The organism is Parabacteroides sp. ZJ-118 (assembly GCF_011038785.1).
Classification (GTDB): Bacteria; Bacteroidota; Bacteroidia; order Bacteroidales; family Tannerellaceae; genus Parabacteroides.
In genome coordinates, this window is the sequence record NZ_JAAKDT010000003.1 from 106542 (window position 1) to 119651 (window position 13110).

Sequence of the window (13110 nt, forward strand, 5' to 3'; positions counted from 1 at the left end):
AACTTTGCGGTTGGTTGAAAAGTAAAAACGAAAGTATGAAGAAAATTAGAGCTGCCATCGTAGGTTATGGCAACATTGGAAAGTATGTGTTGGAGGCCCTTGAGGCTGCCCCGGATTTTGAGGTTGCGGGTATTATTCGTCGTAATCCGAATGATATCCCCGACGAGTTGAAGGCATATACGGTTACTGATAGCATCACCCGGTTAGATAAGGTTGACGTAGCGGTTTTGGCTACTCCCACACGCAGCGTGGAGGCGCACGCGAAAGAGATTCTGGCTTTAGGCATCAATACGGTCGACAGTTTCGACATCCACGGAGGTATCGCGGATTTGCGTCGTTCTTTGGATGCCGTGGCGAAGGCTCACCATTCGGTGGCTGTCATTTCTGCCGGTTGGGATCCGGGAAGCGACTCTGTGGTACGCGCTTTGTTGGAGGCGATGGTGCCGAAAGGCATTACGTATACGAATTTCGGCCCGGGCATGAGTATGGGGCATACGGTTGCCGTGAAGGCTGTAGAAGGCGTGAAGGCGGCTTTAAGCATGACGATTCCTTTGGGGACGGGCGTGCACCGTCGTATGGTTTATATCGAGGTGGAAGAGGGATACGATTTCAAGCAGGTGTCTGCCGCCATCAAGGCGGATGATTATTTCGCTCATGATGAGACCCATGTAATGCAGGTTGAATGTGTCGATAATCTGTTGGATATGGGGCATGGCGTGAACTTGGTCCGTAAAGGCGTATCGGGCAAGACTCAGAACCAGTTGATCGAATTCGATATGAAGATCAATAACCCTGCTCTGACTGCTCAGATCCTGGTCTCTGTCGCCCGTGCGAGCTTGAAGCAACAGCCGGGCGCGTACACGATGATCGAGTTGCCGATAATCGATATGCTGTACGGCGAGAGAGAGAACTTAATTAGAAGACTCGTTTAATATAAGTTGATAGTTGACAGTTGGCAATTGACCGCTCGGGAAATCCTGACCCTGCGGTTGCCGACCGTCGATTGCCAAGTGAGATAATTATGCTTGATTTTATTACATGGACGGCCGATCCCGCCATCTTTACGATCGGGTCCCGAGAGATTCGCTGGTATGGATTGGCTTTCGCGATCGGTTTCGCTATTGGCTATATGATTGTAGAGCGGATGTGGAAAAAAGAGGGACTGCCGCCCGCGTGGATCGATTCCCTTTTGATTTATACGATGCTCGGTACGGTGATTGGTGCCCGTTTGGGGCATTGTTTGTTTTATGCGCCGGGATATTATTTAGCCAACCCTGTCGAGATGCTCAAGATCTGGGAGGGAGGATTGGCTAGCCATGGCGGTACGTTAGGTATAATTATCGCCATTTATTTCTACTCGAGGCGAGTAAGCCATAAAAGCATGTTGTGGACTTTCGATAAGTTGGTGGTCCCGACCGGATTGGTGGCCGCTATGATTCGTTTGGGAAACTTGATGAATCACGAGGTTTACGGTCATCCTACGGATCTGCCCTGGGGATTTCGTTTTATCGATAATCTGCACGCGTGGAGAATGGGGGCGGAGCCTCTCTTTACCGCTCCGAGCCATCCGACACAATTGTATGAGGCCGCTTGCTACCTGGTGGTGTTCGTTATCTGTATGTGGCTCTATTTTAAGAAAGAGGCATGGAAAAAGCAAGGGTTTATCTTCGGCGTGTTTATGACATGCGTATTCGGGTCTCGTTTCTTCATAGAATTCGTGAAAAATGACCAAGAGCCTTTCGAGGCCGGAATGATATTGAATATGGGGCAATGGCTAAGTATCCCGTTTGTTTTGGCAGGGTGCTGGTTTGTCTGGAAAGCGTTAGGGAAAGGGAAATTAAAAGTTGAGAATTGAGAATTGGAAAAGATGTACAAGTTAAAAGAAATTACGGATAAAGTTTATTATGTAGGAGTCAACGACCGTCAAAAGGCCCTCTTCGAGAATATGTGGCCGTTGCCGTACGGCGTTTCCTATAACTCGTACTTGATCGTAGACGAGAAAACTGTATTGATCGATACGGTCGATGTTTGTTACTCTGATATTTTCTTGAAAAAGGTAGCGGATGCCTTGGACGGGCATTCTTTGGATTATCTCGTGGTAAATCATATGGAGCCGGATCACGCGGGTAGTATCCGTCTGTTGCGTCAGCAATATCCGGACGTACGGATTGTCGGAAACAGTAAGACTTTCGGTATGCTGGATGGCTATCATGGCATCCGGGAAGGCTTATATGAGGTGAAAGAGGGTGACACTTTGCATACAGGCCGTCATGAGCTTGTCTTTTATATGACTCCGATGGTACACTGGCCGGAAGTGATGGTTACTTATGACGTTACGGATAAAATCGTATTCTCCGCGGATGCGTTCGGTACGTATGGCACATTGGATGGTGGAGTGATCGACACGGAGATGAACGTGGAGCATTATTGGGAAGAGATGATTCGCTATTACTCCAACATTGTCGGGAAATATGGAAATCCCGTACAAAAGGCATTACAGAAGCTTTCGGGCTTGGATATCCAGACGATTTGCCCTACCCATGGGCCTGTTTGGCGTGAATACGCGTCGAAGGCGATCGATATTTATGACCGTATGAGCCGCTACGAAGGTGAGGAAGGCGCGGTTATCATTTATGGCAGCATGTATGGTAATACGGAGCAGATGGCAGAGGCGATCGCCGCTTCGTTGGCTGATAATGGCATCAAGAACATCGTGATGCATAATGTTAGCAAAAGCCCCTCTTCCTACATCTTGAAAGATGTGTTCAAATATAAAGGCGTTATCGTAGGCAGCCCGACTTATAGCAATCAGCTATTCCCCGAGGTGGAGGCTGTGTTGAGCAAGATCGAGCTGCGGGAGGTGAAAAATCGTATTTTCGGTTATTTCGGATCTTTCACATGGGCCGGGGCCGCCGTGAAACGTTTGGCGGCTTTTGGTGAGCGGATGAAGTGGGAGACGATCGGCGCGCCGGTTGAGCAGAAGCAGGGTTTAAGCGCCGCTAAATACGAGGAGTGTGTGGCTTTGGGCCGGGAAATGGCCGGGAAATTGAGAAACTATTAACGACAAATCTAATTTATAAACAAGAAAGTTGATTCGACTTTCAATTAAAAGCGTAACGTTATGAGACTAATTATCGAACCTAATTACGAGCAACTCTCAAAATGGGCTGCCAATTATGTAGCAGCGAAGATTAAAGCCGCGAATCCAACCGCTGAAAAACCATTCGTGCTGGGCTTGCCTACCGGGTCTTCTCCGCTGGGTATGTACAAGAACCTGATTGAATTGAACAAGCAGGGGGTTGTATCGTTCCGGAACGTGATCACTTTCAATATGGATGAATATGTCGGTCTTCCGAAAGATCATCCGGAAAGCTATCATTCGTTCATGTGGAATAATTTCTTCAGTCATATCGATATCAAACCGGAGAACGTAAATATCTTGAATGGTAACGCCGAGGATTTGGAGGCCGAGTGTGCGTCTTATGAGGCTCGCATGAAGGCGGTCGGTGGCGTAGACCTGTTCTTGGGAGGTATCGGTCCGGATGGCCATATCGCGTTCAATGAGCCGGGTTCATCTTTGAGCTCTCGTACTCGTGTCAAGACATTAACTACGGATACGATTATCGCCAACTCCCGTTTCTTTGATAATGATGTGAATAAAGTCCCGAAGACCTCAGTAACGGTAGGTGTAGGCACGGTTCTTGACGCAAAGGAGGTATTGATCATGGTAAATGGCCATAACAAGGCGCGTGCGTTGCAACAGGCTGTTGAGGGTGCGGTAAACCAAATGTGGACAATCACCGCCTTGCAGCTGCATCCGAAGGGAATCATCGTTTGCGATGAGGCGGCTTGCGCGGATCTTAAGGTAGGTACTTATAACTATTTCAAGGATATCGAGAAGGATCATCTTTGTCCCTGTTCATTACTGAAATAAACGAATCTCGGAGAGGGCTTTCCTTGAATGCCCATTGTAAGAAGTTAAGAATGCCCATCGTAAGGAGTTTATGATGGGCATTCTTATAACCTTACGATGGGCATCGTTGTTTGGGGGCAATGGTCGGCTGCCATACTTCGCGGGCAAAGCCGCCGTTACTCCTTATTTTTTCACGTTCTTGACGTAACGGTCCAGCCATAGATCACATTCATACAATAGATGTAATATGTTCTCTTTGGCGGCGTAGCCATGACTCTCATAGGGCAATACCACATAACGTGCGATCGCCCCGTGGCCTTTCAGGGCACTGAACAGGCGCTCGGATTGGATCGGGAAGGTCCCGGAGTTGTTATCCATCTCACCATGTACGATTAATAAAGCTCCATGTAGTTTGTCGGCCGACATGAATGGCGACATGGCATTGTATATTTCCGGAACTTCCCAATACGTACGGGTCTCTGTCTGGAAACCGAATGGGGTAAGCGTACGGTTGTAAGCTCCGCTACGTGCGATGCCGGCTTTGAACAGTTTGGTATGCGTTAATAAATTCGCCGTCATGAAAGCTCCATAGGAATGTCCTCCTACGGCTACACGATTCGGATCGCCTACACCCATCTCGGAAATAACTTTTACGGCCGCCTCGGCGTTCATTGTCAATTGCTCGATGAAATCATCGTTCGGCTCCGCTCCCTCTTTGGTACTAACGATCGGCATCTCGACATTTTCCATTATACAGAATCCGCGTAAAACCCAATAGACGGGAGAACCGTAGTTGATATTCGTAAACATGTATTGAGAACCCCGTACCTGCGAAGCCTCGGCTTTCGTTTTATATTCTCTCGGATAGGCCCACATTAAGACAGGCAACGGGCCGTCTTTCGCTTTATCATATCCGGCAGGGAGGTATACGGTCGCTGTCAGGTCCAAGCCATCCGCACGTTTATATTTAATCTTTTGCTTACTGACGTTTGCCATGGCCGGGTATGGATTGGCGAAATGAGTCAATTGAACGAATTTTTTCTTCTTCAAGTCGCGAGAACAGAGATTCGCCGGTTCTGAGATGGATTGACGCGAAGTGATCAATTGAAGCTTTACCGGATTCGCTACCTTCAGGATGGTCTCATAATATCCGTCCTCACAGCGCCAAAGCTCCGTGTTCTTTTTTGTTTTCAAGTTGTAACGGCTAAGGTAGGGCATATCTCCTTTTGGAGAGGCACCTTGGGCAAGCATCAATAACTCATTGTGGGCTTTATTGGTATATACGATAGATTTGCCATACGCGTTTTTAATCGTAAGTGGATTTCCCGGATTGTTGTAATTATCGTCGGTGGATACGTCGAACAATAGAACCGGAGATTCAGAAGAGCAAGGCTTAAAAGCAAATGTCCTTCTTTTGCGAGTCTTCCGGGAAGTCTCGGTCAATAAAGCGAAAGTATCGTCATGCCACAGGATGTTGCGGAAACGTTTCTCTGTCTTCGCGACTTCCTGTTTCTCGCGGTTGAACGGATAGCTTATTTGGTAGATAATATCCATGAAATCAGTCTTGTTTTGCTTAGGATCTCCTTTGTCTTGCGCTTCCGCCCAGTAAACGGTAGCCGGTTTATCCGATCTCCATCCGAACTGGCGGGGATAAGGCGAGCTCGTGTCATATCCCATCGGGACATTGACGGTCGGATTATCCGCTAACGTATAAACGGAATTGCCTTGTAAGTCCATGACCTCGAACTTTTGTGGGAAGTTACGGACCGTTACTTGGTATGAATAGGGACGATGAACGGTAGCGACCAGCAATAAGGATTTGTCGGGAGATAGAGAAAGCGTACCGGCATATATGGCCGGTTTCCCTAACTCATTGACAATACCCTCTTTTATACGCACCAGTTGTGCGGTGAAATAATGATCGAACAATTCTTCGTCATACGGGCTTTTCAGTAAATCTTGATAAGTACGTGCGGGCATAACCTTTCCCGTACTTTCTTGAATAACAGGACCGGAAGGCACGGCTGGCTTTTGAGGTGTCTTACCCAGATTACCGGGAACCATTAGCGTGATAAAATCATTATCGTTGATCCACAAAATCATCGCTCCTGTTGTCGCGTTGATTTTCCGAAGGCTTACTTTTTGTGCGGTTGGTTGTTCCGGCGTGCAGGTATAAAGATATACTCCATCCGCTTCCTCCACAAAAAGAGCGACTTTGTTTGATGAGGGAGAAAAAGAGGTTTCCGTAATCACTGCGTTCTCAGGAATCCCTTGTATCGTTATTTCCTCCTGTGTAGCGATATTCATTAAACGGGCACCGGTATACTCGGCTTGCCGACTGGCATTGAATGTCTCCGGACAGATACGCGTTCCCGCTAATTTAAGTTCCGGCTGCGCAAGCTTGGCGATAGACCGGTAGGGGGAACGCTCTAACTGAAGTGCCCATTGATTGTTATCACTGATTCGGATAACCGGAGATAGTTTGGTCAAGGCCACTTCCTCTATTACGGCCGGAGGCCTTTGGTAATGGGTCTCTTGTGCCATTCCCGGGCAGGCCAGAGCCAAGGACAGCAGGGCGGAGAACAGATGGTTTGTTTTCATGGATTTAATTACTTGAATTATTTTAATGATTTGGAATAACCTCTTTTAGTTCTTAAAAAATTCCCGCCTAAACCGGTTAAGGGTATAGGCGGGGACTTTTTGATACAATTAGTAAGGAACAGCGCGATTATTTATTCTGAGTCATAAGACTGTTCGCGTTCATTTCGTCATCCGGAATCTTGAATTGCCATTCAGGAGAACCGGCATCTACGTGCATCTTTATCGCGATACCCTTATCGTGATTCGTGTTATTTCTATCCAACGGTAAGTTTAAACGTTTCAAGTCCGTGAATCGGAATCCTTCTCCCCACAACTCGACACGACGTTGGATCATGATCTCTTCCGTTAATTCGGCCGCTGTTTTGCTCGTCTCTTTGTATTCAGGATCGCGAGTCAAGGCAAATGCGGTCAACGTCTTTTGTGCTTCTTGAAGTTGATTGCTACGAGCCAATGCCTCCGCTTTCATCAAGTAGAGCTCTGCCAAACGCATGAAAGGAAAGTCTCCGACCGCATTGGAAGAAGATTTGGCCGTGAATTTACGATTCTGATACGGGAACCGTTTGAAATTGCTTTTGGGAACATCTGCTTTACCTGTCGGATCCCACCATTGTTTGCGGACATCTGTATCTGATATTTTATCATACAAAGCCGAGTTTATACATCTGGGGACGGCACGTATCGCGGACGCGTTGAAATTCCAAGACATATATGCATAGAAAGAATAAAAATAGATGGTTTGGTCTTCCTGCGTATTGGCTGCCCATATAGCCTCCTTATTATCTGTCAGCATGGAAGCGAAGCCTCCCATTAATTCTTCTTTGCCGGTCATCAATTTATGGCCTTCTCCCTCCGCGGTTTGTATTGCCAAATCCGCGTATCTCGCGGCTTCCGCATAATTTTGCTGTGCCAGCAGGACACGAGCCTTTAAACCATAAGCCACTTTCAAAGAGAAGTGAGTGACCTCTTTTGCCTCGTAGTTTTTCAACAACTCAATAGCGGCATCGAGATCTTCGTTAATATATTGATAGCATTCCTCTACCGTATTACGAGCGACTTCTCCTGTTTCCGGGGCCTTACGGTAAGGTATGCCCAATTGTGTATTGCCACCTCCCGCTTTATAACGTTCCGCGTAGAGCTGCACGAGTTGAAAATGGCCAAACGCACGGAAGCAAAGTGCCTCCCCTTTTACGCCGGCGTATAAATTTTCATCCGTACGATCCACCGCATCCACATTATTAAGAAGTATGTTACTGTTCAATATTAATTTGTAATAGAAGAAGAAACCATACTTGGTCAATGTTGATTTTGAATTTCGATGATCTACCCATTGAAGCGTTCTTAAAAACCAAGTGTTACCGGAAGATGGGTGTACCAGATCTTCGCCTAATACATCTCGATCGATATTCCAAGAAGGTTCTCCACCACAACTTTGTGAAGATAAGTATTGCTTAACCATGGCCCGATGTGTTCCGTTTAGAGCAATGTATAGGTTTTCCAAAGATGAAGCGACTGTTGTTTCGCCAACCTGGTCGGTTGGACTTGTTTCCATGAACGTATCGGAACAAGCCGTCAGACCTGCGACGCATAAGGCTAGAATTGTATATTTGAATCTTTTCATTGTAATCAACGTTTAATATAATAATGAATTAAAATGTGAAATTCAGTCCGAATGTAAATGAACGAGCGGGGATATGAGCATTGTTCGTAATACCGCTGAACTGTTGTTGTGGATCCATACCTTTCATGGAAGTAAGCAGGAATAGATTCTCGCCACTCAATGATACGCGCGCGTTCTTTATCGCGAACTTAGAAAGGAAGGCCTTTGGTAACGTATAAGCGAATGTCAAAGACTTCATGCTTAGATAATCAGAACTCATCAACCAACGATCCGACTGTGCATTGAAATTAGTAGCTTCACTGCCGTCTAGACGAGGAACATTCGTTATATCTCCCGGTTGTTGCCAACGATCGTAGATATCCGTATGCATAGCCGCTCCATATTTGTTTACACTCATAAGAGATAGATAGCTGGAGTTATAAACCTTTCCTCCCAACGCGTAAGAGAATACGGCGGATAACTCAAAATCCTTGAATTTTACGCGTGTATTGAAACCGCCATATACTTTAGGAATCGCGCTACCTGCATAATGGTATTTTGCTTTTTCCTGGTTCGTTGTCACTTTCTCTCCGTTTACGGTACGACAATCTTCGTCATCCCAGTTTTGTGCCGCGTTTCCATTCTCATCTACCGTATCGTCGAAACGATAAAGAGCCGCTCCATCTTGAGGATCTACACCCACATATTCCTTTAACCAGAATTCGTAGATAGACTTGCCTGCCATGATCTTCTTTGTACCGTCAATGATCTCTTTTTGGGGTAAGCTTTTTACCTCGTTCTTGATGAATGTGGCGTTCGCGCCGACGTTCCATGTCCAATCCGTATTTTTTAAGATGCGGTAATCCAAGGAGATTTCCACACCACTATTCGTTACTTTACCGATGTTCTTCCAGATAGACGCGGTTCCTCTATAGTCTACCGCTCCGGAAGAAAGAGGTAGAGGTACGTTGAACAACAGGTCTTTGGATTGTTTGTTGAAATACTCGATGCTACCGGTCAAACGATCGAACAGTCCGAATTCGACTGCCACGTCGGAAGAAACCTGAGTCTCCCATTGCAAATCGGGGTTTCCAAAAGAGTTGAATAACACACCTGCTTCCAACGCGTTATTGCGGTTCATGTCATATAAAGTCTGATAGGGATAATAGTTCGTTGATCCACTGGTCGTTAATACTTGGTCGTTACCGGTTTGTCCATAAGAACCTCTCAGCTTCAAACTGTTGACCCAAGTCAACGGCTCCATGAAACTTTCTTGGTCTATACGCCAAGAGGCTCCGAAAGACCAGAAGTTACCCCAACGGTTATCTTTGTGGAAGCGTGAGCTGCCATCGCGGCGGTAGGAGGCCGACGCGTAATATTTATCCATGAAGTCGTAATTGATACGGGCAAAATAACCCTCTTTTTTGTATTCGTCCGTAAAGGAGTAGGCCGAATTGATTGTCGTGAAGTTTCCTAGCTCCATCAGCCCATCCATAACCTGACCTTGCCTCATGGTGTAGTTGTATTGGTATTTGTAGGCGAAACTTTCATGACCTAATAATACATCAAAGTTATGATCTCCGAAGTTCGTATTATAGTTTATCAATTGGTTGAAAGTCGTTGTTGTCCGGCGGGTATTCTCAAGGCTGAAACGTCCACTCGGAGAGCCGTCACCTACAAACTTATTATCATAGCCGGAATTACGGCTGTTGGATGTCTCCAAACCTCCGTTCAATGTAACTTTCAGACCTTCGTACAAATTGAAATCCATATAAGCGCGTGAGTTCATCACGTCACGTACAAACTCTTCGTCGTTCCATAATGTCTCCGCTACCACGTGGCGGCCCGAATAAGCGGAACCTGCGCGTACGCCATCATAGTCGTATTGCGTCTGTCCCAGGTTATCCAAGAGATAATCACCTGTTTCCGGATCATGTTTGTGGATCGGGTAGATCGGGCCGATAGTACGGGCAAACATAAAGTGATTTGAATAACCACTTGAATTATCTCTTGTATTGGCTATTTGAGATTGAGAACGGCTGGCTGAAATGTTCAAGCCTGTCTTAAACCATTTCACGGGATACACATTTACATTCGCACGGGCAGAGTAACGCTCAAAATCGGATTTGATCACATAACCGTTATCTTTTAAATAGCCTAATGAAACATACGTATCGCTTTTCTTTCCCTTGGTGGAATAAGACAAGTTATATTCTCCACGATAGCCGGTACGTTCCATCGCGTCATTCCAGTCGGTATCATCTCCCCATAACAATTGGGTGGCCGCAGGATTTAATTTCCCGTCCGTCCCTACGATTTGATCATTGGCAACTCCCCGGTATGGGTTATACATCAATTGGTTATAAATTTTGGCAGAGGCCTCTGTCGCCGCTTCTGCCGCAGACATTCCATTCGCGGAGATATACTGGTTACGAAGCATCTCCCACTGCAAAGGGTAATAGTCCCATACACCTACACGGTTATATTCCTTGATCGCACGGGAAGAGATACCTTGAGAAGTGCTGAATGTAACTTGAGTATCATCGCTTTTTGCTTTCTTAGTGGTAATTAATACAACACCATTACCCGCGCTGGATCCATAAAGAGAAGTCGAGGCCGCATCTTTTAAGATAGACATTGACTCAATATCGTTCGGATTGATATCCGCGATCTCTCCATTGTAAATGGATCCGTCCACAACATAAAGAGGACTGTTTGAAGCATTAATCGAACCGAATCCTCTGATACGGATATTAGGGGATTCACCCGGACGTCCGCCACCCGTACCGACTTGTACACCGGATACGTTACCTTCCAAAGCTGCGGTTGCGTTTGTTAATGGACGCATGTCAAGGTCTTTTGTCCCGACAACACCCGCGGAACCCGTGAAAGACGATTTCTTAGCGGTACCATAAGCGACAATAATGACATCGTCGAGCTCCTGCGCGTCAGAAGAGAGAACGATTCGCATGTTTGCTTGTGCGGTGGTTTCTAATGTTTTTAAGCCGACATAAGATACAATCAACTTGGCGTTCTTGTCTGCCTCCAATTCGAATTTACCATCCAGATCCGTGATGGTACCAACAGTGGTTCCTTTTACTACGATGGATGCACCTATAACAGGCTCCCCATCATCTTCATTGATCACTACACCGGTCACCTTCATTTGCTGGGCGACCATACACTGCACTCCCAGAAAGAATGAGAGTAGTACAAGCGTTAATTTGTACTTCATAGAATGAATTTGTTTGTTAATTAGACACACATAGCTTTTTCAGGAGACCATAGTCTGCACAGGGCCACAGTTAAAGTACGATATGAAAAATGCACATACCAAGATCCTGAAAAATCACTGCCGCAAATATATTATTTTTATTATAAAAAAGCAAATGGTTACAAATCATTCTAAAACTAATACAATATTGGTTGATAGTTACGGATCCAATTGGGTTCTACGGGGGAAGCTCTTGCATAATGATAGCCGACAGGCAGTTCTTGATCCAATCTGTCCGGTTGTTGACCTTAGTTTTGCGCAGGCTGAACTTAATGAATGCAGAAAGGGAAGATGCCTGTAAAGACCGTCTTCCCTCAAACTGCGTGTGTGTAATGAAAAAATGATGTATTAATTAATGTTTACAAACGGATCGGGTTGCCATTATAGAAATCCAGGATCTTCGTACGGAAGATAAAATCATATTTGGCCTGTGCCTGTTCCGCCAGACTTTGCGCGTATTTTGTTTTAGCCTCATTAAATTCAAAGACCGTGCTTTTACCTGCGTTGTAACGTTCCTGGGCATAATTGAGCGCCTCCTTGCTCGCCGTGACGGATTTGTCGGAAGCCATATATTTCTCTTGGGAAGCTGTCGCGTTATAGTACGCTTGCTGGATTTCCTTGTATAAAGTTTTCTTTGTATTTTCCATCAGCAATTCCCGGTTGATAATGTTAATCCTTGCGGTACGGACACTGTTGCGTACCTGGAAGCGGTTGAAAAGTGGAATACTCAATGAGAATCCGACGATCTTTTGCCCATTCTGCTTAAGCTGCTCGCTAAAGGAACGCATATCGGCAAATTCACCTCCCGAAGTAGAATGATAATATCCATTGCTGTAACTAGCCCCGAAATTTAACTTGGGGTAATAGCCCGCTTGCGCGACACGCAACATTTTCTTTTGGCTCTCTAGCAAATACTGCTGTTCCTTGATCTGGGGCTTGAATGTAACCGCATGATCGTAAATGTCTTCCGGGGGTAGTATACTGCTCATATGATCAGCCACCACATCTTCAATCGCAGGCGTCTGTATGTCGAAACTCCGATCGCTTCGCTCCAGTTCCAGGCTTTGCGCCAGATCCAGCAAAGCGAGGTTCACATTGTTTTGCGACTCGGTTAGCGTGACCTCATCTTTCGCCAATTGGGCTTTCATGTCATACAGTTGGGAAAGAGGTACCTTTCCGGCGTTCACCAGAGCCTCCGTTTTATTCACTTGCTCTTTGTCCAGCTCCACTTGCAATTGCGCTATTTTCAGTAGCTCTTTATTGTAAAGTACTTGCAGGTAGTAGGAGGCTATATTGATGGATAGGTCTTCTCTCGCTTTATTCAAGTTCTCTACAGACGCTTTTAGATCAAGTTTGCGGGCGGCGATATCGTTCGGTATTTTTAACCCGTCAAATAAAGGCATGTCCAGATTGATCCCCAATGTGGAGTTGGCGGCGTTCTGGTCTACGATTACCCCGGATTTAGACGTGGAGCGTCCGAACTGGAAGCTCTGTCCGAGATTGCCGTTCAAGGCCGGGAGCCAGCTGTATTTGCTGGTATGCAGGTCTACCTTTCGGCTTTCCTGTTCCTGCTCTTTTTGTTTTAAGTCGATATTATGCTCGATGGCATATTGGATGCACTCCTCCAGGCTCCATCGCCTCACTGTATCTTGAGCGAGAACATAGTTCCCGGACAGGAGGGAAGCGATTGCCAGTATATATAAGTTCCTTCTCATCATACTATCT

The 13110-nt window shown here is 46.0% G+C and carries 8 protein-coding genes; 4 read left to right on the forward strand and 4 right to left on the reverse strand.

All coding sequences use genetic code 11. The annotated features are described in order from the left end of the window. Positions 1 to 35: 35 nt before the first annotated feature. The 4 genes from G7Y39_RS02230 to nagB all read left to right on the forward strand — a co-directional run bounded on the left by G7Y39_RS02230 (position 36) and on the right by nagB (position 3934). Positions 36 to 932 (forward strand): diaminopimelate dehydrogenase, encoded by an 897-nt coding sequence (locus G7Y39_RS02230; protein ID WP_165154660.1) that lies wholly within the window; start codon positions 36 to 38, stop codon positions 930 to 932. 89 nt (positions 933 to 1021) lie between these two features. Next, entirely contained in the window at positions 1022 to 1855 is an 834-nt protein-coding gene (lgt, locus tag G7Y39_RS02235; protein ID WP_165154662.1) for a prolipoprotein diacylglyceryl transferase, read from the forward strand. A gap of 12 nt (positions 1856 to 1867) precedes the next feature. After that, a complete protein-coding gene (locus G7Y39_RS02240) occupies positions 1868 to 3061 on the forward strand; it encodes an FprA family A-type flavoprotein (RefSeq protein ID WP_165154664.1) in 1194 nt (397 codons plus the stop codon). A 60-nt stretch (positions 3062 to 3121) separates the two neighbouring features. Continuing rightward, positions 3122 to 3934, forward strand: a complete 813-nt coding sequence (gene nagB, locus G7Y39_RS02245; protein ID WP_165154666.1) for a glucosamine-6-phosphate deaminase — start codon at positions 3122 to 3124, stop codon at positions 3932 to 3934. Positions 3935 to 4096: 162 nt separating this feature from the next. Here nagB and G7Y39_RS02250 read toward each other — a convergent pair whose 3' ends face one another. The 4 genes from G7Y39_RS02250 to G7Y39_RS02265 all read right to left on the reverse strand — a co-directional run bounded on the left by G7Y39_RS02250 (position 4097) and on the right by G7Y39_RS02265 (position 13103). Continuing rightward, a complete protein-coding gene (locus G7Y39_RS02250) occupies positions 4097 to 6514 on the reverse strand; it encodes a S9 family peptidase (protein ID WP_165154668.1) in 2418 nt (805 codons plus the stop codon). A 127-nt stretch (positions 6515 to 6641) separates the two neighbouring features. Further along, the gene (locus tag G7Y39_RS02255) at positions 6642 to 8132 is read right to left on the reverse strand and encodes a RagB/SusD family nutrient uptake outer membrane protein (RefSeq protein ID WP_241159946.1); all 1491 of its coding nucleotides are present in this window, start codon (positions 8130 to 8132) and stop codon (positions 6642 to 6644) included. A gap of 28 nt (positions 8133 to 8160) precedes the next feature. Further along, positions 8161 to 11346, reverse strand: a complete 3186-nt coding sequence (locus G7Y39_RS02260; protein WP_165154670.1) for a TonB-dependent receptor — start codon at positions 11344 to 11346, stop codon at positions 8161 to 8163. 398 nt (positions 11347 to 11744) lie between these two features. Then, positions 11745 to 13103 (reverse strand): TolC family protein, encoded by a 1359-nt coding sequence (locus G7Y39_RS02265; protein ID WP_165154672.1) that lies wholly within the window; start codon positions 13101 to 13103, stop codon positions 11745 to 11747. Positions 13104 to 13110 lie beyond the last annotated feature (7 nt).

Excerpts from the sequence above, each read along its gene's own strand:
- G7Y39_RS02230 (WP_165154660.1), top strand. The coding sequence starts at position 36 with ATGAAGAAAATTAGAGCTGCCATCGTAGGTTATGGCAACATTGGAAAG.
- lgt (WP_165154662.1), top strand. The coding sequence starts at position 1,022 with ATGCTTGATTTTATTACATGGACGGCCGATCCCGCCATCTTTACGATC.
- G7Y39_RS02240 (WP_165154664.1), top strand. The coding sequence starts at position 1,868 with ATGTACAAGTTAAAAGAAATTACGGATAAAGTTTATTATGTAGGAGTC.
- nagB (WP_165154666.1), top strand. The coding sequence starts at position 3,122 with ATGAGACTAATTATCGAACCTAATTACGAGCAACTCTCAAAATGGGCT.
- G7Y39_RS02250 (WP_165154668.1), bottom strand. The coding sequence starts at position 6,514 with ATGAAAACAAACCATCTGTTCTCCGCCCTGCTGTCCTTGGCTCTGGCC.
- G7Y39_RS02255 (WP_241159946.1), bottom strand. The coding sequence starts at position 8,132 with ATGAAAAGATTCAAATATACAATTCTAGCCTTATGCGTCGCAGGTCTG.
- G7Y39_RS02260 (WP_165154670.1), bottom strand. The coding sequence starts at position 11,346 with ATGAAGTACAAATTAACGCTTGTACTACTCTCATTCTTTCTGGGAGTG.
- G7Y39_RS02265 (WP_165154672.1), bottom strand. The coding sequence starts at position 13,103 with ATGATGAGAAGGAACTTATATATACTGGCAATCGCTTCCCTCCTGTCC.